General features: G+C 40.2%; 26 protein-coding genes. All 26 read left to right on the top strand.

Features of this window, described 5'->3' with window-relative positions; genetic code table 11:
* Window positions 1–134: 134 nt before the first annotated feature.
* Window positions 135–1,433, top strand: coding sequence for an O-antigen ligase family protein (locus tag PG840_RS01080; RefSeq protein WP_270613269.1), 1,299 nt, complete (start codon window positions 135–137; stop codon window positions 1,431–1,433).
* Window positions 1,430–2,635 (top strand): glycosyltransferase, encoded by a 1,206-nt coding sequence (locus tag PG840_RS01075; RefSeq protein ID WP_270613268.1) that lies wholly within the window; start codon window positions 1,430–1,432, stop codon window positions 2,633–2,635. Before PG840_RS01080 ends, PG840_RS01075 begins: the two co-directional genes overlap by 4 nt.
* The gene (locus tag PG840_RS01070; RefSeq protein ID WP_270613267.1) at window positions 2,632–3,651 is read left to right on the top strand and encodes a polysaccharide pyruvyl transferase family protein; all 1,020 of its coding nucleotides are present in this window, start codon (window positions 2,632–2,634) and stop codon (window positions 3,649–3,651) included. The genes PG840_RS01075 and PG840_RS01070 overlap by 4 nt, the downstream gene beginning before the upstream one ends.
* Window positions 3,652–3,664: 13 nt before the next feature.
* Entirely contained in the window at window positions 3,665–4,612 is a 948-nt protein-coding gene (locus PG840_RS01065) for a Coenzyme F420 hydrogenase/dehydrogenase, beta subunit C-terminal domain (RefSeq protein WP_270613266.1), read from the top strand.
* Window positions 4,605–4,862 carry an NADH-quinone oxidoreductase subunit I gene (locus tag PG840_RS01060; RefSeq protein ID WP_270613265.1) on the top strand — a complete coding sequence of 86 codons (258 nt, stop codon included), beginning with the start codon at window positions 4,605–4,607 and terminating at the stop codon, window positions 4,860–4,862. Before PG840_RS01065 ends, PG840_RS01060 begins: the two co-directional genes overlap by 8 nt.
* Window positions 4,855–6,306, top strand: a complete 1,452-nt coding sequence (locus tag PG840_RS01055; RefSeq protein WP_270613264.1) for a flippase — start codon at window positions 4,855–4,857, stop codon at window positions 6,304–6,306. Before PG840_RS01060 ends, PG840_RS01055 begins: the two co-directional genes overlap by 8 nt.
* A gap of 238 nt (window positions 6,307–6,544) precedes the next feature.
* The gene (locus PG840_RS01050) at window positions 6,545–7,447 is read left to right on the top strand and encodes a sugar phosphate nucleotidyltransferase (RefSeq protein WP_270613263.1); all 903 of its coding nucleotides are present in this window, start codon (window positions 6,545–6,547) and stop codon (window positions 7,445–7,447) included.
* Window positions 7,448–7,453: 6 nt separating this feature from the next.
* A complete protein-coding gene (locus PG840_RS01045) occupies window positions 7,454–8,065 on the top strand; it encodes a VanZ family protein (RefSeq protein WP_270613262.1) in 612 nt (203 codons plus the stop codon).
* Window positions 8,066–8,218: 153 nt separating this feature from the next.
* Window positions 8,219–10,054 carry an ATP-dependent nuclease gene (locus PG840_RS01040; protein ID WP_270613261.1) on the top strand — a complete coding sequence of 612 codons (1,836 nt, stop codon included), beginning with the start codon at window positions 8,219–8,221 and terminating at the stop codon, window positions 10,052–10,054.
* A 168-nt stretch (window positions 10,055–10,222) separates the two neighbouring features.
* The gene (locus PG840_RS01035) at window positions 10,223–10,459 is read left to right on the top strand and encodes a hypothetical protein (protein WP_330674074.1); all 237 of its coding nucleotides are present in this window, start codon (window positions 10,223–10,225) and stop codon (window positions 10,457–10,459) included.
* Between the two features lie 141 nt (window positions 10,460–10,600).
* Window positions 10,601–10,984, top strand: a complete 384-nt coding sequence (gene gloA2 / locus PG840_RS01030; RefSeq protein ID WP_195479403.1) for an SMU1112c/YaeR family gloxylase I-like metalloprotein — start codon at window positions 10,601–10,603, stop codon at window positions 10,982–10,984.
* A gap of 56 nt (window positions 10,985–11,040) precedes the next feature.
* Window positions 11,041–11,802 (top strand): hypothetical protein, encoded by a 762-nt coding sequence (locus tag PG840_RS01025; RefSeq protein WP_270613260.1) that lies wholly within the window; start codon window positions 11,041–11,043, stop codon window positions 11,800–11,802.
* A gap of 77 nt (window positions 11,803–11,879) precedes the next feature.
* Complete coding sequence (locus tag PG840_RS01020; RefSeq protein WP_270613259.1) at window positions 11,880–12,272, top strand: hypothetical protein; 393 nt, start codon at window positions 11,880–11,882, stop codon at window positions 12,270–12,272.
* 134 nt (window positions 12,273–12,406) lie between these two features.
* Window positions 12,407–13,069, top strand: a complete 663-nt coding sequence (locus tag PG840_RS01015) for a hypothetical protein (RefSeq protein WP_270613258.1) — start codon at window positions 12,407–12,409, stop codon at window positions 13,067–13,069.
* Between the two features lie 29 nt (window positions 13,070–13,098).
* Window positions 13,099–14,019, top strand: a complete 921-nt coding sequence (locus tag PG840_RS01010) for a glycoside hydrolase family 25 protein (RefSeq protein WP_270613257.1) — start codon at window positions 13,099–13,101, stop codon at window positions 14,017–14,019.
* A 96-nt stretch (window positions 14,020–14,115) separates the two neighbouring features.
* Window positions 14,116–15,633 (top strand): Y-family DNA polymerase, encoded by a 1,518-nt coding sequence (locus PG840_RS01005; protein ID WP_195368120.1) that lies wholly within the window; start codon window positions 14,116–14,118, stop codon window positions 15,631–15,633.
* Complete coding sequence (locus PG840_RS01000; protein WP_270613256.1) at window positions 15,630–16,049, top strand: hypothetical protein; 420 nt, start codon at window positions 15,630–15,632, stop codon at window positions 16,047–16,049. Before PG840_RS01005 ends, PG840_RS01000 begins: the two co-directional genes overlap by 4 nt.
* An 82-nt stretch (window positions 16,050–16,131) precedes the next feature.
* Entirely contained in the window at window positions 16,132–17,169 is a 1,038-nt protein-coding gene (hydE, locus tag PG840_RS00995) for a [FeFe] hydrogenase H-cluster radical SAM maturase HydE (protein WP_270613255.1), read from the top strand.
* A 666-nt stretch (window positions 17,170–17,835) separates the two neighbouring features.
* Window positions 17,836–19,266 (top strand): DUF512 domain-containing protein, encoded by a 1,431-nt coding sequence (locus PG840_RS00990; RefSeq protein WP_270613254.1) that lies wholly within the window; start codon window positions 17,836–17,838, stop codon window positions 19,264–19,266.
* 1 nt (window position 19,267) lies between these two features.
* Window positions 19,268–19,942, top strand: coding sequence for a YoaK family protein (locus tag PG840_RS00985; protein ID WP_022220568.1), 675 nt, complete (start codon window positions 19,268–19,270; stop codon window positions 19,940–19,942).
* The gene (gene tsaA, locus PG840_RS00980; protein ID WP_270613253.1) at window positions 19,933–20,607 is read left to right on the top strand and encodes a tRNA (N6-threonylcarbamoyladenosine(37)-N6)-methyltransferase TrmO; all 675 of its coding nucleotides are present in this window, start codon (window positions 19,933–19,935) and stop codon (window positions 20,605–20,607) included. The genes PG840_RS00985 and tsaA overlap by 10 nt, the downstream gene beginning before the upstream one ends.
* Complete coding sequence (locus PG840_RS00975; protein ID WP_270613252.1) at window positions 20,604–21,539, top strand: tRNA dihydrouridine synthase; 936 nt, start codon at window positions 20,604–20,606, stop codon at window positions 21,537–21,539. The genes tsaA and PG840_RS00975 overlap by 4 nt, the downstream gene beginning before the upstream one ends.
* A 313-nt stretch (window positions 21,540–21,852) precedes the next feature.
* Entirely contained in the window at window positions 21,853–22,374 is a 522-nt protein-coding gene (locus tag PG840_RS00970) for a CarD family transcriptional regulator (protein WP_270613251.1), read from the top strand.
* A gap of 176 nt (window positions 22,375–22,550) precedes the next feature.
* Window positions 22,551–23,279 (top strand): amino acid kinase family protein, encoded by a 729-nt coding sequence (locus tag PG840_RS00965; RefSeq protein WP_008372369.1) that lies wholly within the window; start codon window positions 22,551–22,553, stop codon window positions 23,277–23,279.
* Between the two features lie 11 nt (window positions 23,280–23,290).
* On the top strand, window positions 23,291–24,211 hold the full coding sequence (locus tag PG840_RS00960) for a DMT family transporter (protein ID WP_182438649.1): 921 nt from the start codon (window positions 23,291–23,293) through the stop codon (window positions 24,209–24,211).
* A gap of 137 nt (window positions 24,212–24,348) precedes the next feature.
* Window positions 24,349–25,044 carry a UMP kinase gene (pyrH, locus tag PG840_RS00955; RefSeq protein WP_022220574.1) on the top strand — a complete coding sequence of 232 codons (696 nt, stop codon included), beginning with the start codon at window positions 24,349–24,351 and terminating at the stop codon, window positions 25,042–25,044.
* Window positions 25,045–25,050 lie beyond the last annotated feature (6 nt).

The following is a 25,050-nucleotide window of genomic DNA, read 5'->3' as shown; positions in this document are numbered from 1 at the left end:
GCCCGATATGTTTCTTAATGTCAGAGGTGCCTTGGATGGCATTTATTGAAATAATAAAACTTAGATTATTGTACAAATATGAAAGCAGTGCAGACTTTCAATCTGAGCATGGGTTTTAGGAGTGAGATTATATTATGGAGAGAAACGGTTTAAAAATATCAAAAAATAGGTTACTACTAAATTTGATATTTATATATATTATTTCATTAGGAATTTGGGACTCTTTGACTAATATTTTTATCCCTAACAATATTAGAATTGTATTATGTGGCTTTTCTTTGTTTGTGCTACTTTTTATGACTAAATGGACGAAAAGAATGTCTCCATTGCCATGTGACATATTATTTATTCTTTCTATTTTAGTTTACTGTATAAACAATTATTATATAGAGATAAATAATAGTTTTGGATATTTAAGATATTTCTTATTATTTGCATTGCTGTTTATTGGGAGAACAATCTATAATTTTCCTAATCGTATTGTAAAACTATATACCTACATGTCATTGATACATGTGTTTGCCACTATATGGCTGAAATTTGATGCCTATTCGTATAAAAACATTATTGTCAAAATGTTTGATGCCAAGAGACAATCGTTGCTTTTAGCTCATTATGCACATGGATGGATATCTGGACTAGCAAATCATTATTCGTCTAATGGAATGTACCTAGCGACTACTATACTGCTATTGTTTTCGTACATATTATTTAGTGATTCAAATAGACGGAAAAAACAATTTAAGCTTTTGTTTTGCCTGGCATTTCTGGCCTTATTGTTTACAGGAAAGCGTGCTCATATGATTTTTTCTGTAATGGCAATGCTACTTGTCTATTATATTTATTCGGCAAATAAAAAGCACGGAAGATTTTTTAAAATTCTTACAATTGTAATTGGCGTTATAGGCTTCTTTTATATTGGATATTCATTGTTTCCAAACCTGTTTTCATTTATAGGTAGATTTTATGAGACAGCAGAGGATGGAGATGTAACACAGGGGAGATTAACAACATGGACTGCTGTTATGAGCGTATTTAGAACAAGCCCTCTTTTTGGAATTGGATGGATGCGGTTTAGCACATTAGCAGAAGGCTTTGGCGTTACGTCAAACGCACATAATGTTTATATTCAATTATTATGTGAAACCGGAATTGTTGGTTTCACTGTCTTTGTTGCTATGTTTGTTAGTATGTTTGCAATATCAGTGTACTTGTTTTCTAAAATGAGAACTGGTCGAGTTGAGTTACCAGATGAAGAGCAAAAAAATATGGCGTTCTCAATTGGCATGCAATTGTTCTTCTTGTTATATTGTTTTTCTGGAAATCCATTATATGATGCACCTATGTTTGTGCCATATTTTCTTTCTTTAGGAATAACTACATATTATTGGTGCTTAGTGCGAACATTGAATAATACGGAGGATATAACATGAAGATCTGTTTTTTGAGTTTGAATCTCTTTATGCATGGAGGAATACAGAGGATTATTCCGAATATAATCAATGGGATGACAAAAGAACACGAAATAACAATTGTTATGCCATATTCTAATAAAGATAATAATATTTTTGGGTTAAATAATGAAATTAAGATAAAAAATTTAAATGACTTCCCAAGACATAACAAGTATACATTGATAGGAGCATTTTCTTTAGCTGTTTGGAAAATAAATAAAAGAATTGGAATTCTTAACAATGAAATTGGTGCAGATATATTGTTGAAAACGTTATATGCAACGAAGCAAAAGAAAGGATTAATTCAATATTTTAATGATAATTCGTTTGATATAATTATTGCATTGACCGATTATTATTCGCTGCTTCTTGCAATGATAGCGCCAGAATTAAAAGCAAAGACTATTGGATGGCAGCATAACACTTATGAAAGTTATTTTTTGATGAAAAATCGAAATAGCTATGGGCAGGAAGTGCTGTTTAAAAAGATGATGAAGAATCTGAACCATCTTATAGCTTTGACAGATACAGACAAAGTTAAATTTTCAGAGAGTTTTGGGGTTGAAACAAGTACATTATATAACCCGGTTTCATTTGATATTTGTAATAAAGAGCCTCGAAAAGAAAATCCGCTTATTTTTGTTGGAAGAATATATCAGTATCAGAAGGGAATAGACTATTTAATAGATATTGTAGATGAAATAAGAAAAAAAAAGGAAAATGTTAAAATTGTTTTGGTGGGAGATGGTCCTGACAAAAAGAACTTGGAAGAAAATGTAGAGAAAAGAAATCTTCAAGATTGCATAAAGTTTGTTGGAATGTCATCAGATGTGGCGGAATACTATAAAAATGCATCCGTGTTTTTGCATACATCAAGATATGAGGGGTTTGGTGTTGTTCTTGTTGAGGCTATGGCGTTTGGTATTCCTGTTGTTGCATTTCATAATAATGGACCAGATGAAATAATTTCGAACGGAAAAAACGGTTTCTTGATAGAAAAGTATGATATTACTTCATTTGCAGAGCAGGTGATTAATCTGTTAGAGGACGATGGTCTATACCGATATATATCTTTAAATGCGAAAAAAAGAGCAGAGGATTTTTTACCAAAGAAGGTAACTGAAAGATTTGAAGAAATACTAACGAAAGTTTTGCTGGAAGAGGGAGTTGAGATGCAATGAGCATAGGAATTGTGACATACTATAATGCTATTAACGAGGGCGCATTTTTACAGGCATATTGTTTGAAGAATTTCATCGAGAGTTGTAGCACTTCTAAAGTGTATTTTGTTCCTAATAAAAGTGCGGACATTTTTAGCATACAAAAGAAGCAACTTTTGCAAACAAAGAATCCAAGATTGTTTTGGGTGAATTTGAATAGGATTATAGCCAATCGAGAAGCTCAAAAAGCATATTTACCAATTGGGACTATCAACAAAAACTATGATATTGTAGTTGTTGGTAGTGATGAAATGTGGAATGAAAAAAATAAGGCTTTTAATAAATATAACACTGCAGCATCGGTAAATGCAGGAACAAGAATATCCTATGCGGTGAGTATGGGGAATTTTGATGAAACTCTTTCCCGTGATAGTATAAAAGAAATTTCTAAATTTGTAGCAATCTCAGTTCGAGACTTAAATTCAAAGAAGATTTTAGAAGTAGCTGGGTTTACAAATGTGTCTGTTCATTTAGATCCAGTATTTTTATATCAGATACCATCTCAATTACCTAAAATACGGAAAAGCTTTATAATGATATACGGCTCGATTTCTAATGAAACAACGGTAAGAAAGATAAAGGAATATGCGCATAGAAATGGCTTTGTAACACTGTCGGTTGACATTTATAATAAATGGTGTGATGTAAACGTTGCTGCAAAAAATCCATTTCAATTTGTTGGCTATATAGACAAAGCAAACCTGATAATAACAAATATGTTCCATGGAACAATGTTATCTGTTGTACGTAATAAATCGTTTATTTCAATTCAAACGGAAAGACGAAAAAAGAAAATAGAATATGCCTCAAAGAAATTAATGTTTACAGAAAGATGTGTTGATGAACAGTTTGATTGGGATATTGAAGATGTCTTAAAAAATAAACTTGATTTTCAAATAATAAATAGTGTTATAGAGCAAGAAAAATGTTTTGTAAGAGAATATTTTGCGAGAATACTATTGAACAAGAGAGAATGAAAGGAAGTTTAGTATGCCGATTGAAAGCTTTATAATAAAACACAAAAATATGTTCGTCCGCGAAAACTCTAGAAGTGGGGGGATATTTACTGCTTTGACAGATATTATCCTTGACGAAAAAGGCGTTGTTTATGGCTGCCAACTTGATTCCGATTACGTTGCATATCATGGACGAAGTGAAACAATAGAAGGACGTGATCGATTTAGAGGGTCAAAATATATCCAGAGTGATTTGAAGGATACATTTAGACAGGTAAAAAAAGATCTTGTTGATGGAAGAACTGTCTTATTTTCAGGGACATCTTGCCAGATTGCGGGATTAAAAGCGTACTGTGCAAGTGTAAATACAGATAATTTGTATTGTATTGATATCATCTGCCATGGTGTTCCTTCACCCATGGTATGGAAAGATTATCTTATATATTGTGAAAAAAAATATGGTGGGAAAGTTACTGAGGTTGAATTTATTAATAAAAAAAGATTTGGGTGGAAAGCTCACAAAGAATCAGTTTGGATTAATGGAAAAGAGTATGATAACGTAATCTTCACTCATTTATTTAGAGATCACAATATTTTAAGACCGGCCTGCTATGAATGTCCATATAAATCAATAGAGCATCCTGGGGACATTACAATCGGTGATGCGTGGGGGATAGACAAAGTCAATCCCGAGTTTAATGATAATAAAGGTGTTTCGTTGGTATTGATTAATTCAGATAAGGGAAAGCGTCTTTTGCAAAAAACATATAATGACATAGATAAAATTGAGATAAATGTGTGTGACTATATGCAAACTCCGTTAATTCGTCCATACGAAAAACCGTGTACTAGAGAAAAGTTTTGGAAGCAGTATAAAAATAAGGGTTTCTCATATATTGTATCAAATTATGTTGAACTAAGTTGGCATAAAAAAATTATTCGTAAATTTTTGAAATATACAACGAGGAAAAAATATGAATGAAAAGAGTATAGTTAATAACCACAATCAGAAGAAAATTCCGATTTTATATACTAAAAAAAGTGATTGCTGCGGATGTTCTGCTTGCTATGCGATTTGTCCAATGCAAGCTATACATATGGAATTTGATGCTGAGGGATTTTTGTATCCCTTAATCGATGAGCATAAATGTATTGGATGCTATCAATGTCTTAAAGTTTGTGCTTATAAAAAAGATAAAAAAGCTAAATTAAAGAGGGGTTTAGATGAATAAAGATGGTATTAAAAAGAACTATATTTACAATTTGACTTATCAAATACTTAATCTTATTTTGCCGTTAGTTACAACACCTTACATTTCAAAAGTATTAGGCCCAGGTAATATTGGTATTTATAGTTATACTTACTCATTTGTATCCACATTTGTTATGGTTGGATCCTTAGGTATTGCAACATACGGACAGCGTGAAATAGCATCTGTTAATGACAACAAGGAAGAGTATTCTCATAGATTTTGGGAAATACAAGTGGTAAAAATGTTGTCGGTTTCATTATCCATGCTGTTTTATCTTGTTTTTGCACTGTGTTATAAAGACTATAGAATTTATTTTTTAATTCAAATACCTTATTTTTTAGCGGCAATCTTTGATATCAGTTGGTTGTTTCAGGGAATTGAAAAGTTTAAGTATGTTGCACTCAGAAATATTTGTGTAAAATTGCTAAGTTTGGCGTTAATCTTTTTACTTGTAAAAACTAAAAATGATTTGCCAGTTTACATTATGCTACTTTGCATTTCACAATTTGCTGGAAATGTAACAATGTGGATGCATTTAAGAAAATATGTGTATGTGAGCAAAGTGGCAGTTCGTGATTTAAAGAAGCACATTAAACCTACATTTATATATTTTGTGCCAACAATTTCATATCAGATCCATTCTGTTCTTGATAAAGCCATGTTAGGTGTTCTTTATCAAGATAACGCAGAAAATGGTTATTATGAGCAAGCACATAAAATTGTAAATATGGCAACTATGGTAATTAGCTCATATAATATAGTAATGCGCTCTAGAATGACAGCACTTTTTGTGCAAAAAAAGAAAAAGGAATTTGAAGTGAATTTTAATAATTCATTGCATTTTATTTCGATGCTAGTTTTTCCGATGTCGTTTGGTATGGCAGGAATTGCAGCGAATCTTGTTCCGTGGTTTTTAGGAATAGAGTACGGAAAGGTGACCACATTACTGTTGATGTTTTGCCCGATGTTCATAATACAGGGATTAAGAACATGCATTGGGTATAATATTATTACTCCAACTGGTATGCAGAGCAAAGGAAATATCGTGCAAGTAACTTCTGCTATAACAAATGTGTTTTTGAATGCAATGCTTATTCCAAAATATGGTGCGATTGGTGCAACGGTTGCTTCGGTTGCAGCAGAAGGCGTTGTTTTGATTGGTTACTTACATTATACTAAAGAGTATGTACGATTGAAAAATGTTATATACGCAGGTTATAAATATTTAGCAGCTTCGCTCGTAATGTTTTTTTCATTAAGTGTTTTGTCTAATAAATTTGATGCTAATATTTTAGATACTTTTGGTTTAATTATGCTTGGGGGTATAATATATTTTGTGGTCTTATTGCTATTTCGCGATGAGTTCTTTGTCACAAAAATGCAACAGTGTATTGGTAGGATGCTAAAAAGAACTAGAAAATAATGTTGAAATTTAAGTGAAAATGATTGGTTTCCACAAAAAGAATGTTGTATAAAAGTCAATACTACCCACACGAGTTTAACGAAAGAGAGTAGACCTTGTTCAGAATGTTTTTGAAAATCGTTCGTTTGATAGAAGTGAATTAAACACATAGCTCAGAAAACAGTAATCGTCTATGATATCTGGACATTAAGATTTACCTTTTTAAAATAAATGAATGAATACAGAGAGAGGAGAAAACGTGAAAACAACATTACTTATCATGGCGGCCGGTATCGGTAGCCGATTTGGAACAGGAATCAAGCAACTGGAGCCGGTGGATGTTTCTAACCATATTATCATGGATTACTCGATTCATGATGCGATCGAGGCTGGTTTCAATCATGTAGTATTTATTATACGTAAGGATATTGAGAAGGAATTCAAAGAGGTTATCGGCGATCGCATTGCCTCCATTTGCTCCTCTCACAACGTAACTGTAGACTACGCTTTCCAGGATATCAATGACATTCCGGGAACTCTGCCGGAAGGACGTACAAAGCCTTGGGGGACGGGTCAGGCAGTCCTTGCAGCAAAGGATGTCATCAAGACCCCGTTCATTGTCATAAATGCAGATGATTACTATGGAAAGGAAGGCTTCAAAGCCGTCCATGAGTATTTGGTGAATGGTGGCAAGTCTTGCATGGCAGGCTTTGTGCTGAAAAACACACTGTCCGATAACGGCGGTGTGACTCGTGGTATCTGCAAAATGGACGAGCAGAACAATCTGACTGAGGTTGTTGAGACTAAGAACATTGTAAAGACGGCAACCGGAGCAGAAGCAGACGGCGTAGTGGTTGATGTGAATTCTTTGGTTTCCATGAACATGTGGGGATTGACTCCGGAGTTTCTGGATGTACTGGAGGAAGGCTTCAAAGAGTTCTTTGAGAAAGAAGTTCCGGGCAATCCTCTGAAAGCAGAGTATCTGATCCCTATTTTTATCGGTGAACTGCTGGAACAGGGTAAATTGTCTGTGAAGGTTCTGAAAACAAATGATACCTGGTATGGCATGACCTACCATGAGGATGTTGCAGCTGTAAAGGACAGCTTCAAGAAGATGTTGGAGAACGGCGTGTATAAGGCCGACCTGTTCAGTGATCTGTAAACAGCGATGAAAGAAGCGATTGATTTACTCGGAAAGATCATCACAAACATCCTGACTGCTCTCTATGAGCCGTTTGGATTCTCGGTTCTTCTTTCTTTCCTAGCCATGTTTTTCTACCTGTATGCGTATGAGCCAATACATGCGGGCAAAGGATGGAAGAGTGCCATAGTGACCTGGTATCAGAAATTTAAAGAGAGCGTGTTCTTCCGGAAACTATTCTTCCTGGCCTTTGTGACATCAATGATTTTGTTTAGGACGTTACTAAACCGTAATCTATGGCTAAATCCTTTGTCCGATGTTATGGGCGGTTGGGGCATCTGGGAGACTGTGAATGGTGGACAGCAACTGACCACCGAGTGCATCGAGAACGTAATCATGATGGTGCCGTTTTCAGCAGTAGTGGCATGGACATTTGAAGAAAAGATAGGAAGCGGTTGGAAGAAGATACTGTGGCAAAGTGGAAAGATAGCGTTCATCTTCTCGATAAGCATTGAGATGCTGCAGTTACTCTTGCGGCTTGGTACGTTCCAGCTATCAGACATCTTTTACAACACAGTCGGCGGAGTGCTCGGTGGTTTATTGTACTGTGTAGTGATGAAGGCAAGAAAACGTCTGTAAAATTGGATGAAATTGTGATATACTGGGAGCGCGGGTAGCTCCCTACGCCGCTCGAAACTTTGCACACCTCTTCGTGGTGAGCGGCAGGCAACGATCTTACGGTCGGCTGAGATGCATGGAACTTTATACATAAGAACCTAAAGAGGTAAAAGAATGATTAAGAAAATAGTAATTGATAAGTTTAAGAGTATTAATCATCTTGAAATTACACCGGCGGGAAACTTTAATGTTCTTATCGGAGAAAATAATATTGGAAAAACTACCATTTTTGAAGCGATTCATTTGTGGAAAATGTGTTATGATAATAACCTAAAGAAAGACAAATCAGGCTTCTATTCTACAGCACATCATTTGAAGTTTGAAAGCATGGAATTCATCCGTGCTTATCATGACGAAGATTTGTTTCCAATAGGATGCAGTGGAAAAGATGCAAAATGCGCTGTGACATTGTCGATAGAATATAATGACCAGAGTTATGATTTGGGCTTTACCGTAAGCAAGGTTAGCAATATAGACGATGCTTATTTGCAAGTGGATTACATTGATGGAAATACATTTAAATCTTTCGCAACAATGGTTGCTGGAATTCAAGGCAAAAATCTTGCAAACTTTTTCGGTATAAACGAATCAAGACCTATTCCTAATATTGTGGCCAAAGAGCCATATATGTATAAGGCACAGGTGCTAGATAAAATAGCTAAAGGAAAAGGCTATGAAGTATTACGGAATAAGGTGATAAGCCATATTAATGAAGTGGAAACACATATTAAGAATGTCACGGGTGAAGATTTTGTGTTTTCCGAATCGGATAGAGATGACAAAACATACATATCCATAAAAGTTAATGGAAAAGATATTTTTTCATATGGAAGTGGATTTTTGCAACTAACAGAAATTTTCTCCTCAATGGAGTATCTTGATCCGAAAATATATATTTTATTAATTGATGAACCGGATGCTCATCTCCACTTAAAGTTGCAGAAGAGATTGATAGAGGAGTTTAGGAATATTCCGAATGCTCAAATGTTTATTATTACACATAATGAACGGTTCATGGAGCAAGTCGACGAAAATGAGATTCTGTTTTTAGATGAATGCTCCAAAAGCACGGGAGCTTTGAACCATTTACAAGCCGGCACAAAATGGGTGGCTCTTGAGGATTTAAAAGGATGCCTTAATCAACTTGACAAATTGAGATTTGCAAACAAATTGATTATGGTGGAGGGGCAAACAGATATAGAGTTCCTTGATAATATTAAGCCGAAGTATGAGGCTGTTACTGGGAAAAGTGAACCGGTTGCTAATGTGTATATTTCTATGAGGGGAATTGATACGCTTAATGGAAAACTGGTTGCATATTCAAGAGCTTTAAAAGGCGTAATCCCTGATTCTTGCAAATGGATTATTATTCGAGATACAGATTGTGTTCCGTGTACTAGGACGGAATCCGCGGGCAATGATGATAAAAAGGATATGGATACCTCTGCAGATGTTAAGGTGTTATTTCAAAACGGTTATGGCATAGAATCTACATTCGCTGCGGAACCAGGAAAACTTGCTAGAATTCTAGGACGGTACTACCTGTTGGATGATTCTGCACATACAACTATTGAAACGTACATAAGTGAAACTAGTAGTGATTTTGCACGAAGAGTGAGAGATATTACTGATACGGAATTATATGGGGAGTTTGAAAATCATTTTAATCGGCAGATTAAAAACAGGTCTGGAAGAACTTATAGAAGCTTACAATTCCGTGACGTCTTAGCGGTAATATCAAGTAATAATATTCAGTATATCATGACAAAAGGAATCATGAACAAATATCTGAAGGCTATTCACGATAAAATAGTAATCGGATTTCCGCAGACTGCAAGCATGACACCGTTAGATAAAGATTCCATTTTTAATGAGTACTACGCACATATAAATACTGTGGATGATTTATTAGACTGTCATAAAAAAATACTAGATGAGATATATACATAAGCCGCTTGCAGTCGGTATTGCCCTCAACACAACAAGCTACAACACTTAAACAAAAGGAAAGAGGTTATCACCATGCCCGGAACGAAAGGCAGCAAAAACCGTCCCAAAACCAATATCACCAAAGACTACGCATCCCAGATCGCGGAGAAGTAGGAATCTATCACTTCCTTGACTGCTGAGATCGCATCCATCACTGCCAACATTGACACTTTGAAGGCTGATCTGAAAGAAAAGAAGACTGCTCTGAAGAAGGCCGAAAAAGAAGTGGTATCCCTGGAAGCGAAGAAGGCAAAGGCAGATGCTAAGGCTGTTGAAGAAGCTAAGAAGGCTGAAGCCGAAGCAGTGCTGAAGAGGCTGCTGGCAAGCGGGATGAGTGCGGATGAGATTCTGGAAAAGCTGAAATAAACAAGAAAACTAATAATAAAAATAAATGCCGTGTGGACAAACTGAACTCCAGGAGTTCACACGGTATTTTTTGAAGGTTGCCGTATAGTTTATAACGAAAATAAAAGAAGGACAAAATTTAAAGAAATGGAGCGTGAGAAAATGAACTTATCCAAAATACATCATATTGCAATCATTGTATCTGACTATGAAGCAGCTAAGGATTTCTATGTGAACAAGCTGGGATTCTCTGTTATCAGGGAAAACTATCGCCCGGAGCGTAAGGACTGGAAGCTGGATCTTCGTGTTAATGAATACACAGAGCTGGAGATTTTCGCTGAGGAAAACCCGCCGAAGCGTGTGAACCGCCCGGAAGCATGTGGGCTGCGTCATCTTGCTTTCTGTGTAGAGAGTGTGGAGCAGACGGTGAATGAGCTGGCGGAGGTAGGCATTGAATGTGAGCCGATTCGTGTTGACGATTATACCGGAAAGAAGATGACTTTCTTCCATGATCCGGATGGTCTGCCGCTGGAGCTGCACGAATAAGCATGGGAAAGAAAAGAGCGTATAAATCTCGGAAACCCGGTGGAGGCCGAAAGAAGTTGAAGCCAGAGTACGATGCCGGGAAAAATCTGAAAGAGCAGATGGAAAGTGCTGCGGCACTTTATGATTCTGAGATGTCCTTGCAGGCCATCGGCGAAGAACTGGGATTAAATCCAATCAAAGTAAGAAAGCTGCTCATCACGGCCGGTGTGTATGAATCTGAAGTGGCGGAGAAGGTGCAAGCTACCTTTCAAGAATACCGTGAAACACAAGACTACAAAACCTCCATACTCTCAACTGCAAATACTCTGAAACTTTCCAAAGCCTCCGTCACCTCGTACCTGCCATATCGGAAAGGTGTGTACTTCCCAAGCACAGCAGAAAAAGGAAAGATCAGTGTCGGAGCAGAGCGGCAGCGGAGATACAGAGCAATGAAGCGGTGGAGGGATGAGCCAACAGAAGAAAACTTCTGGGGTGTGGTTCTGACCTATACTGGAGTAAAATTTAAGACCTACTCCGGGTTGCCATTCTCTTACGAAATTAAAAAGGGCAGGAACGGCGAGTACACAAAAGAACTGTGGATTGACCGCCGGGAGAAGAGTAAGAGTTTGGCATGGAGTTCAGTACTGCTGGCACTGAAGAATATTAAAGAAGAAGTAGTAGAGAGACCCAAAGCTCTGGGCGATATTCGAGGCGTGACCTACATATACGGAATGTTCTATCGGTTCGGGCTAATCGATGTGCCGGACGAAGTGAAGGAGAAGATGGGTCATCCGAAAAACCGCAAAAAACAGGTTGCTATGTACAGAAGTGTGCAGTAATATGTGCCGTAACTGAGGATGTGAATCTTAGTTTGGAAGGATGGCAGCCTTCCTATTGAGCTGAGTGAAATCGGCCAGTGGTGGGGGACAGATCCGAAGAAGAAAAGCAGATACAGATTGATATCGTCGGAACTCCTGTTGAGGGCAAAGACTATATCATCGGTTCATGCAAATACCGGAATGAGAAAATCGGTGTGGATAAACTCGATTTGATTCGGGATTATGCCTCAGTTTTTGGAAAGGGAAACAACTATCACTACTATATCTTCTCGAAAGGCGGATTCACAGATGGGCTTTTCTTATGCCTGCGAGGAGGTGGTTACGCAAATAGCATCCAGAATCCAGGGCATTCGCTGGACTTAAATCCAATCAAAATAAGAAAACTGCTCATCACGACAGGTGTGTACTTCCCAAGTACAGCAGCCAAATTATTCTGCTGTTCAAGCAAAGGTAAACGATTAGTAACCTGATAGAAACAAAAGAGTGACAAACACATCAGAAAGCCTTACAATATAGGAAACACAGTTATCTTGGAACTATTAAAACAGTAATTTGGATTATAAATTACAGTATAATTAAAGATTATGGAGAATAATAAACAGCTATGTCGATTAAAGAACGAGAAGAGTTTTTATTTCAAAAATTAAGAGAAAAAGATGCCAGTATTGTAGCCGATGGAGTGATCTGCGAGCAGGAATTTTTAAATGCCAGATATAAGATCGTATATATCTTAAAAGAAGTAAATGGCGGAAAAAGCTGGGACCTGCGGGATTTTGTTTATGAGGGTGGAAGACCACAGACATGGGATAATATTGCACGCTGGACGGAAGGAATTCTGTCCTGGGAAAAAGAATTTCCGTGGTCTGAGATGGAGATGGACAATGAACAGAGACGCTTGAGGGAGTTGAAGAAAATAGCAGCGGTCAATTTGAAGAAAACTTCTGGTGGACATACTTCAAATAATGGTGAAATTTACAGGGCAGCAGTTGATCATCATGTCATTATCAAGGAGCAGATTGATTTGTATAAAGCAGACTTTATTATTTGCTGTGGCACGGAGTATGCTTTTATGGATGCATGTTATAAGGACAGAGAGGTTGACTGGAAAATGACTTCAAGGGGAATCTGGTATTTCAGAGATGGCAAATCTGTTGTCATCTCATTTTCGCATCCGGAAGCAAGAGTGAAAGATGCGTATTTGTTTTATGCACTGACGGATGCGGTGAAGGAGATTATGCGTTGTGAAGAGTTTGAAGAACAACTATAAGGAGTATAAGAAAAAAGAAAAAGCCTTTTGTGGCGGTTTGGTGTGATAAAAGTGCCGGAAAATACAGCGAAGAAAATGGAGATCAGATGAGAACAGCAAAATGGATTATTTTCGGAATGTTAGTAGCTTTGCTTGCAGGATGTTCTGGAAGGAAAACAGCAGAAACTTCTGCGGATGCAAAAAATGCGGAAAGTACAGATGAGAAAAATACGCTTGATTTTGTAGATGCACACGGAGAGCGTTATACGGTGGAAATCAATGAAGCAGTTGCGAAGAATCCGTATGATAAAGCACTTTTTGTAAAAAATGAAAATAAGGTAAGTTATGAGGATAAAAACTATACTTCAAGGCAGGGCGTAGATGTATCTGTTTTTCAGGGAGATATTGACTGGGAGCAGGTGAAAGCAGCAGGCTATGAGTTCGCAATTTTGCGGATCGGATATCGTGGCTATGGTGAAGAAGGTACGTTAAATGCAGACGAGAAGTTTGAACAGAATATGGAAAATGCCCGAAAAGCTGGAATAGATGTGGGCGTTTATTTTTTCTCGCAGGCGGTAAATGAAGAAGAGGCAAAGGAAGAGGCTGATTTTGTTCTGGAACATTTGAAAGGGCAGGAGCTTCAGATGCCGGTTGTGTACGATCCAGAGCATATTCTGGAAGACGAAGCACGGACGGATGGTGTAACGGGAGAACAATTTACCCAAAATGCGAAGGTATTTTGTAAAGAAATAGAAGAAGCGGGATATGATGCCATGATTTACAGCAATATGCTGTGGGAAGCGTATGAACTGGATCTGGAAAAGCTGTTGGATTATCCGGTCTGGTATGCAGATTATGAAGAACTTCCGCAGACGCCGTATAGGTTCAGTATGTGGCAGTATTCCAGTACAGGAAGCGTGCCGGGGATTGAAGGAAATGTGGATCTGAATATCCAACTGCTTAAAAAATAAAAAATCTATAGTTGTAATCTTGTGGTCGGCGAAAAAATATAGTATAATCGGAAAGAGAACATATGTTCCCTTAAAAAGTGTTAGGAGGTGCGGCGAATGCCGGAGCAGACACGCAGTTATGTAGCGATTGATCTGAAATCTTTCTATGCTTCGGTGGAGTGCAAGGAACGGAATTTGGATCCGCTTACGACGAATCTGGTTGTAGCCGATCCGGAGAGGACAACGAAGACGATCTGTCTTGCTGTTTCTCCTGCGCTGAAAGCATATGGGATTCCGGGAAGGGCAAGACTTTTTGAGGTTGTCCGGAAGGTGAAGGAGATCAACGGCGAGCGAAAGCGGAAAAATGGAGGACATGAATTTACCGGGCAATCCTGTGACACCGGGGAATTAAAGGCAGACCAGAGCTTTGCACTGGATTATATCACGGCGGTTCCGAGGATGGCACTCTATATGAAGTACAGCACCCGGATTTATGACATTTACCTGAAGTATGTTGCACCGGAAGACATACATGTCTATTCAATCGATGAGGTTTTTATGGATGTTACCGATTATCTGCATACTTACCGGCTGACACCGGAAGAACTTGCAGGAAAGATAATGCGGGAAATCTATGAGCAGACCGGGATTACGGCGACAGCTGGAATTGGTACGAATTTGTATCTGGCAAAGATTGCGATGGATATCATGGCAAAGCATAGCGAACCGGATGAGAATGGTTTCCGGTTTGCAAGTCTGGATGAGATGAGTTATCGCAGATCTTTGTGGAATCACAGACCGCTTACGGATTTTTGGCGTGTGGGAAGAGGCTATGCGAAAAAGCTGGAACAATGTGGATTGTATACCATGGGAGATATTGCCAGATGCTCGGTTGGAAAAGAGAATGAATTTTATAACGAAGAGCTTTTGTATAAAATGTTTGGTGTGAATGCAGAACTTCTGATCGATCATGCATGGGGGTGGGAACCGTGTACGATTGCAGATGTAAAAGCGTATCAGCCGGAGCATAACAGTGTTGGTGCAGGACAGGTACTACATTGCCCGTATGATGCCCAAAAGGCGAAAATTGTGGTTAAAGAGATGCTGGACCTTTTGACACTTGATCTTGTAGAAAAGCATCTGGTTACGGATCAGATCGTGCTGACTGTCGGATATGATATCGAGAATCTGACAAGTGGAAAAGGTTATACAGGGGAGGTGACAGTGGACCGGTATGGAAGAAAGATTCCAAAGCATGCACATGGAACAGCGAATCTACGAGAGTATACAGCTTCTGCGAGAATGATAACCGATGCAGTGATGGAACTGTATGACCGGATTGTGAATCCGCATTTGATGGTGCGGCGGATTTCGATGGCAGCGAATCACGTTTTGGATGAAAAGAAAGCGGCAGATAAGACAGAATTCCGGCAACTGGATCTGTTTACTGATTTTACCGGAGGCAATGAAAAGAAGCAGCAGGATGAGAAGCTTGAACGGGAGAAGAAGATGCAGGAGGCAGTGCTTTCGATTAAGAAGAAGTATGGGAAGAATGCAATTCTGAAGGGACTTAATTTTCAGGAAGGAGCCACTACCAAAGCGCGGAATGAGCAGATCGGAGGGCATAAGGCATGACAGGATACGAGGATATCATTCATTTACCGCATCATGTATCGGTCAGACATCCGCAGATGTCAAGGGAGGACAGAGCGGCGCAGTTTGCCCCGTTTGCAGCGCTGACCGGACATAAAGATGCAATCAGGGAGACCGAAAGACTGACCGAGCGGAAACGCAGACTCAGTGAGGATTGCAGACAGATATTGGATCTGTATTTACGGGAAGTATGCCAGATGCAGGAACCACGGGAAGTGGATTTTGAATATTTTGTACCGGATCAGAAAAAGGAAGGTGGCTCTTACCAGAAGAAGTCCGGTTGTATCCGGAGGATTGACACCTATCTGAATGAAATCGTATTGCAGAGCGGAGACCGGATTCCGCTTGATGAAATCGTAGACATTGATGGAGTGATTGCCGCGGCTGACGAAGTGTGATAGAATAAATTTTATAATTTCATGGACAAATGCCCATAAATTCAGAAAAGATACAGAAAACCAGGCAGGGAGAATATAGAAAATGAAACCAGTTTACGAAAGATTTATCGATAATCCGGATTTTACAAAATCAGAATTTGTCGAATTGATAAAATGCGCAGAAGATCCGGAGGCAGTCCGGAGACTGAAAGAGGAAGCAGTCCGTATCCGGGAGATTTATTACGGGAAAAAGGTATTTACCAGAGGGCTGATCGAATATACCAATTATTGTAAGAATGACTGCTATTACTGCGGAATCCGTAAGAGTAATACGAATGCAAAGCGCTACCGTCTGACAGAGGATGAGATCATGGCATGCTGTGAGAATGGGTATGAGCTTGGATTCCGGACGTTTGTGCTACAGGGCGGAGAAGATGCTTATTATACGGATGACCGGATGGTGGCGATTATTAAAAAAATCAAGGAAGCATATCCGGAATGTGCACTGACTTTGTCTATCGGAGAGAAGTCTTATGAGAGTTACAAAAGATTTCGGGAAGCTGGAGCAGACCGGTATCTGCTTCGCCATGAAACGGCGAATGAGGAGCATTACCGGAAGCTACATCCGGAAAAGATGAGCCTTGCCGTTCGTAAGAATTGTCTGTATGATCTGAAGAAGCTTGGTTATCAGGTGGGGGCTGGCATGATGGTTGGTTCACCTTATCAGACGACAGAAGATCTGGCAGAAGACCTGGTATTTCTGAAGGAATTGCAGCCGGAGATGGTGGGAATCGGACCGTTTATCCCACATCATGATACGCAGTTTGCAAAAGAACCGGCAGGAAGTGTGGAGATGACACTGTTTTTGCTCGCTGTGATCCGAATCCTGCTGCCGAAGGTACTTCTTCCGGCAACGACAGCACTTGGGACGATGGATCCGCTTGGAAGAGAGAAAGGGCTGCAGGCAGGAGCCAATGTCGTGATGCCGAACCTTTCTCCGGTGAAGAACCGGAAGCAGTATGAGCTGTATGACAACAAGATCTGTACCGGTGAAGAGGCAGCAGAATGTCGCGGATGTATGGGGAGACGAGTAGCAAGTGTTGGATATGAGCTGGTGACAGAGCGTGGGGATGCAGTGTAGAATCGAACGGATTTTCTGTAAAAAATCACTAAAATCCTGTTTCTGATTTTGAACAGATATTACAAAGAAGAAAATTTATTTTGAATAATTAAAAGGAATTCGGAGAAAGAAAACATTTTTCGATACATTTCGGTGGATTTCGCAAGCTGTCAAACCGGTATTTTCAGTAGCAAAAGAATCTCCCTTTTTACCACTAGGAAAGTACACCGCAGATATGCTACTATATAGAAGTCGACAATACTTATACGCGTAAGAACAGGAGGAACTTGATTTAGCCGTTTCTAATAAAAGACCGCAAGCCTTTCTTGTAACATGCGGTATCAGAAATAGAATATTTTATTTTGAAGCATATGGAAATTGTATATAGATAACCATATATACAAACCGGACACCGGGGAATGGAACTGTAAAAGGTTTCGTTCCCCGGTGTTTTGTTGGAGAATGAAAGGTATCGTTTGAATTTATGGGTGAATTTTTGTTTCAGGCTTCTGTTTCAGGCTTCTGAATTTTATCCCTACCGAAATTTACAGTTTTATGGTATGATGAAAAAGTATGTAATCATTGCAGAAAAAGTCGTTTATGATAAAAATATGAGGATTACATGAAAGAGGAAGCTAGCCTGGAAAAGATCTTGTTTCCGATTCCAGATTTTGGGAGGAATAAAGTTTGAGTAAGAAAAATGAATATCAGGGACATTTGATCCGTGAGGTTTACCCGGATTCAATTGCCGAGGCGATGGAGATCGAGCCGGGAGATGTCCTTCTACGAATAAACAACCAGAAAATAGAGGACGTTTTTGATTATCGTTACATGATCAAGGATGAGTATGTAGAAGTGCTGATCCGCAAGCCGGACGGGGAAGAATGGCTTCTGGAGATCGAGAAAGAGTATGATGATGACCTTGGCGTAGAATTTGAAAATGGTCTGATGAGCGACTACCGTTCCTGCAGCAACAAGTGTATTTTCTGTTTTATCGACCAGATGCCGCCGGGAATGCGTGAGACCTTGTATTTTAAAGATGATGATTCCCGTCTGTCTTTCCTGCAGGGCAATTATATTACCCTGACGAATATGAAGCAGAAAGATGTGGACCGTATTATCGAGATGCAGCTTGCGCCGATCAATATTTCTGTGCAGACAACGAACCCGGAACTGCGCTGCAAGATGCTCCACAATCGTTTCGCCGGAGAAAAGCTGAAATTCCTGGATGATCTGTATGCCGGACATGTGGAGATGAATGGGCAGATCGTACTGTGCAAGGGAGTTAATGATAAGGATGAGCTGAAGCGTTCTATCGAAGATCTGATGAAGTATCTGCCGTTTATGCGGAGTGTGTCAGTGGTTCCGGCAGGACTTTCCAAATACAGGGAGGGACTTTATCCACTGGAGCTTTTTGATAAAGAAGAAGCGGAAGAGGTCATTGATCTGATCGAGAGCTATCAGAAGAAGGCGTATGACGAGTTTGGACTTCATTTTATCCATGCAAGTGACGAGTGGTATATCCTTGCAGAGCGGGATTTCCCAGAGGAAGGACGTTATGACGGATATATCCAGCTGGAAAATGGTGTTGGCATGATGCGGCTTCTACGGGATGAATTTTACCATGCCTTTGAAGAGCTTCAGAAAAGTGAAGAATATCCAAAGTTAAAAGAAGGGATCGCACGGACATTTACCATTGCGACTGCAAAGCTTGCGTATCCGACAATTCAGGAATTTGCAGACAGGATCACGGAAGCATTTCCAAAAGTAAAGATCACGGTTGCCTGCATCCGTAATGATTTCTTTGGTGAGACGATCACCGTATCCGGTCTGATTACCGGACAGGATCTGGTGGCACAGTTAAAAGAGAGAAAAGAAGCAGGAGAGGATCTGGGAGATACTCTGCAGATTCCAATCAATATGCTGCGAAGCGGAGAAGAGGTCTTTCTGGATGATCTGACGGTGCAGGACGTGGAAGCGGCACTTGGCATGACGGTGAAGGCAGTGGAGTCCGGTGGTAAGGATTTTCTTGACGCGGCACTGAATTTGGATTATCATACAGAACGAAACAATGAGAATTTTATATACATCAAAGCATACGACAGAGAGGATGAGTAACTTGAAATTTTCAAAACAGATGTCAGAATCAATTAAACTTGGTGTGATCCTTGCGATTGCCGGTGGATTTATGGATGCCTATTCCTATATGTGCAGAGGAAAAGTATTTGCCAATGCACAAACCGGAAATATTCTGCTTCTTGGAATCAATATTTCAGAGAGAAACTGGCATATGGCACTCCACTATCTGGTTCCGGTGCTGGCATTTGCCATTGGAATCGCCCTTGCGGATCTGGTGAAAATACGGACGAAAGATCTGACACTTCTGCACTGGAGACAGATTTCGGTATTCTGTGAGGCAGTGATCCTACTGAGTGTCAGCTTTATTCCACAGGATTTTAATCTGGTGGCGAATGCACTCACATCCCTTGCGTGTGGGATTCAGGTGGAAAGCTTCCGCAAAATCCATGGAAACGGAATTGCAACCACCATGTGCATCGGAAACTTACGAAGTGCGACCCAGCATATGTGCAGTTATGCGAACACGAAGGATAAAGAGTATATCAAGAAAGGACTTTTGTACTATGGAATCATCTTCTTCTTTGTGATCGGTGCAGTTATCGGAAATGCCTGTGTGGAAATGTTTGCTGAAAAGGCACTTCTGATCGCTTCTGCAATTCTGGCAGTTGCTTTTGTGATGATGTTTGTTGATGGAGAAAAAGAACAATGCAAATAAAGCAGATCGCGTATATAAGATCTGATTTTGTGGAGAAATTCGGGATTCCGCGACAGAGTAATCTTGCGGATACCCGGGCAGAAATCCATTTTCTGCCGGAATATCAGAATGCGGATGCACTGCGGGAAATCGAGGCGTATGATTATCTGTGGCTGATCTGGGAATTTTCGGAATCTATCCGGGATACCTGGAGCCCGACAGTACGTCCACCGCGGCTTGGTGGTAACAGACGGGTGGGAGTTTTTGCCACCCGTTCTCCATTTCGCCCGAATCCGATCGGACTTTCTTCCGTAAAGCTTATTGGGGTGGAATTCCGGGAAAAAGAAGGTCCGGTGCTGATCGTGGAAGGTGCGGATCTTCTGGATATGACGCCGATCTACGATATCAAGCCCTACCTTCCATACGTGGATAGCCACCCGGAGGCAAAAGGCGGTTTCGCGGAAGAAAAGAAAGATTATAAATTGGATGTGAATTTCCCGGAAATGTATTTGGAACAGATTCCGGTTGAAAAAAGAGCAGTACTGATTCAAATCCTGGAGCAGGATCCGAGACCTTCTTATCAAAAGGATCCAGTCCGGATTTACGGCATGGCTTACGCGGGAATGGAAATTCATTTCCGGGTAGACAAAGAAACACTTTATGTGACGGAGGTAGAAAGGTTATGAAAATCTATCTGGCGCCAATGGAGGGCATTACAGGTGAGGTATACCGCAGGGCGTATCACACCTTTTTTGAACCAATGGATAAATATTTTACACCATTTTTAAATCCAAACCCGAAAGGCAAATTCAGCAGACAGGAATGGAATGAGATCCTTCCGGAAAATAATGAGGGCATGTATACCGTTCCGCAGATCCTGACCAACCACGCCGAGGATTTCATCCGCCTGGCCCGGCAGTTGAAAGAATTCGGATATGAAGAAGTCAATCTGAATCTCGGCTGCCCCTCCAAAACAGTCGTCAACCGGAAAAGGGGATCCGGTTTTTTGTTTTATCCCGATGAACTGAATCATTTCCTTGCCGAAGTTTTCGATCAACTCAATCTGAAAATCTCTATCAAAACAAGAAGCGGTAAATACGATCAGGAAGAGTTCGAAGAGCTTCTGGATATCTATAACCAATATCCTCTGGAAGAACTGATCCTTCATCCAAGAGTCCAGCAGGATTACTACAAAAACAACCCCGACTGGACCACTTTTGCCTACGCCTGCCGGAACAGCAAAAATTCTCTGGTCTATAATGGAGACACTTTTTGTGCGGAAGACTACAAAATTTTCCAGGAGAAATTTCCTGAAGCAGAATGCATCATGCTCGGAAGAGGAATTCTGATGAACCCATTTCTTCCGGCAGTTATAAAAGGGAAATCTACATTTGACACCAAGAAGATTGCTACATTCTGCGATCATCTTCTTGATGCCTATATCGAAAAATCTCCAGAAGAAAAAAACGCAGTAGTCAAAATGAAAGAACTCTGGTGGTATCTTGGAAAAAACTTTAAAAACAGCGAAGAATATCTGACGCAAATCCGCAAAAGCCAGACCATCCAGGAATACCGGATGGCGGTTGAATGTTTATTGAAAGAGTGCCCATATGAATAAAGCGTATCTTCAAGAAACACCTTCCACCTGGAACAACGGTCAAGCGCCCCTTCCCCGGTTTTATCAATTTCTCGTACTGTGGAAAAAGAGTAAATTTTAGTCGAGTGTCTAAGTTCCAAAAAGAATGGGACAGGACTCTTTTTGGGACGCATCTTGCGACAAAATCCCCCTATTTTCTAGTAAAATTGCATAAAACCACAGGCGTTAGCTTTGACTAAGATTCACAAAAATCTGAAAAACATTAGAATTTAAACTAATTTTCTGATAAAATAAAGAAGTAGAGATTCGGCAAGTTTAAGAAAGAAGGAAGAAAATGTACGAAGTAGGAGATTTGATTGTTTATGGCCGGACAGGAATTTGTGAAGTGACTGAAATTACGACGCTGAAAATGGATGGAGTGCCGAAGGACAAACTGTATTATATTCTGCGACCGGTACGTGAAAAGCATGGAAAAGTATTTACACCGGTAGACAATGAGAAGATTGTCATGAGAAAAGTCATTTCCAAAGAAGAAGCAGAAAAATTGATCCGTGAGATTCCACAGATCGAAGGACTCTGGATCGGAAGCGAGAAGCAGAGAGAGGAAAAGTACAAGGAATGCATGAAAAGCTGCAAATGTGCAGAATGGGTGCGGATCATCAAGACCCTTTATCAGCGGAAGATGTCCCGCCTGAAGCAGGGAAAGAAGATCACGGCGACTGACGAACGTTATCTGAGGATGGCAGAAGGCAACCTGTATTCGGAGCTATCCATAGCACTTGGGATTCCGGAGAGCGGAATGGAAGCCTATATCACGAATCAAATAAATGAGACAGAGGAACCGGTACTTTGCTGATGCAAGGAACCGGTTCTTCCGGGTATAATGGATGTGAAAAAAATGGTGGTAGTAGCGAAAAAGGGTGATTTTACAGAACATTTGCCACTTCCTGTTTTTTGTGAAAAAAGGGTTCTTCAAATAGAGATCATTCTATGCTATACTGTTTTAGATAAAACAAAAAATGAGGTGTAATCATGGATAAAGAATTAGAACTTGTGGAGCATAAAGCTTCAATCCTGATAGATGCATTACCATATATCAGAGACTTTAATCAGAAGACAGTAGTTATCGAGTACGGATGTGCCGAGTGGCTCAGCGGAGTGGAAGAGCAGAGACTGATGCAGGATATCGTTCTTTTAAAGAGCGTTGGTATGCGTCCGATCGTGGTACATGCTACCCGTATGGGACTGGACAAATTCCGTGAAAATAAGCGGATTGCCAAGCTCCTTGAACTCTGTGGAGTTAAGGCAATCGGTATCTGCGGCGTGGATACAGAGACGATTGGTTTGATGCTGGACAATGATTATATTCCGGTCATCGTGCCAAATGATATCGACAACGAAAGCGAATATATTGATCCAAGAGAGACTGCACTTGAGATTGCAGAGAAGATGCAGGCGGACAAGCTGGTTTATCTGTCAAAATATCCTGGAATCTACAAAGACGAAGAGAGAAAAGATATTTATTATAAGATTACCGTCCCGGAAGTAGAAAAACTGCGCAAAGAACGTAATTTCCCGAAAGAATTTGACGAGATCATCGGCTATGGTCTTCAGGCATCAAAAAATGGTGTCAACCGTGTACATATTCTGGACGGAAGAATCCGTCACGTTCTTCTGATCGAATTCTTCAGTGTAAACGGAGCCGGAACGATCTTCATTGAAACAGAAGCAAAATTATATCTTCACGAACTTGGCAAATAGGAGACGGCTCGATGAAGAAAATGACAGGAAAGAATACACTGATGCTCTTTTTGACCGCATTTATCTGGGGAACAGCTTTTGTAGCACAGAGCGTGGGGATGGATTATATCGGGCCCTTTACATTTACCTGTGTACGCTCTTTGATTGGTGGGATTTTTCTGATTCCATGTATCTGTTTCCTGGACAAATGGCGTGCGAAAAATGACGGAGCAGAAAGACAGAAAAAAACAGATAGGAAAGAAGAAAAAAAGAATGTCATCCTGGGTGGAATCTGTTGTGGACTGGCACTTTGTGTGGCAAGTAACCTGCAGCAGATCGGAATACAGTACACAACGGTAGGAAAAGCCGGATTTATTACAGCACTTTATATCGTGCTTGTGCCGATCTTTGGAATTTTTCTGAAAAAGAAAGCCGGAGTGAGAATCTGGATAAGCGTGGCAATTTCTGTCGCAGGCTTGTATTTGCTGTGTATTACCGATAAGCTGGTACTTGCAAAAGGAGACATTCTGGTACTGCTATGTGCGGTTGTATTTACCATCCACATTCTGGTGATCGATTATTTTTCACCAAAAGCAGACGGTGTGCGGATCGCCTGCACCCAGTTCTTTATAACCGGAGTTTTGTCGGCAATTCCAATGTTTTTATTTGAAACACCACGGCTGTCAGATATTTTCGCAGCAGCAGTACCGGTACTTTATGCCGGAGTTCTCTCAAGTGGTGTAGCCTATACCCTCCAGATCGTGGCACAAAAAGATGCCGATCCAACCGTGGCATCCCTGATCCTCAGTCTGGAGTCCGTATTCTCTGTCCTCGGAGGCTGGGTGATATTAGGTCAGAAACTAAGTATCCGAGAAATAGCAGGATGCATTCTGATGTTCAGTGCCATCATCCTCGCCCAATTGCCAGGAAAGCCAGAAAATAAAGAAGCATAGTTCCAATCAATTGTTGAAATTGCGCTACCCACCCTCAATGTAATAAACTTAGAACTTCCATTTTAAACACAGGTATGCTATACTAAATCCAGGTATGCGAAAGTATCTTAAAAACCAAGAGACAGGAGCAAAGACAGATGAAAAGAGTTCTTTTAAAATTAAGCGGAGAAGCACTTGCAGGAGACAAAAAGACAGGTTTTGATGAGGCAACATGCATTGGCGTTGCAAAGCAGGTAAAGCAGATCGTAGATCAGGGAATCCAGGTTGCAATCGTAACCGGAGGCGGTAATTTCTGGAGAGGAAGAACCAGTGAGACGATCGACCGTACCAAAGCTGACCAGATTGGAATGCTTGCAACGGTGATGAACTGCATCTATGTATCCGATATTTTCAGACATGTAGGCATGAAGACAGAGGTTTTCACTCCATTTGTCTGTGGAGCATTCACTTCCCTGTTTTCAAAAGATGCAGCAGTGGAAGCACTGAACGAAGGAAAAGTAATCTTTTTCGCAGGTGGCACAGGACATCCGTATTTTTCAACAGATACAGGAGCTGTTCTCCGTGCAATTGAGATTGAAGCAGATGCAATGCTTCTTGCAAAAGCAATTGACGGAATCTATGACAGCGATCCGAAGGTGAATCCGGAAGCGAAGAAGTATGATGAGATTTCTATTCAGGAAATCATCGATAAGAAGCTTATGGCAGTAGATCTGACCGCATCGATCATGTGCCTTGAGAATAAGATGCCGATGCTGGTATTCGGACTGAACGAAGAGAACAGTATCGTAGAGACAATGAGCGGTAATTTCAACGGAACAAAGGTGACTGTATAAGCAGCA

The sequence above is a fragment of the Coprococcus sp. AM97-35 genome (assembly GCF_027697525.1).
GTDB lineage: Bacteria > Bacillota > Clostridia > Lachnospirales > Lachnospiraceae > Allocoprococcus > Allocoprococcus comes.
This window is presented reverse-complemented; position numbering and strand designations above follow the sequence as displayed.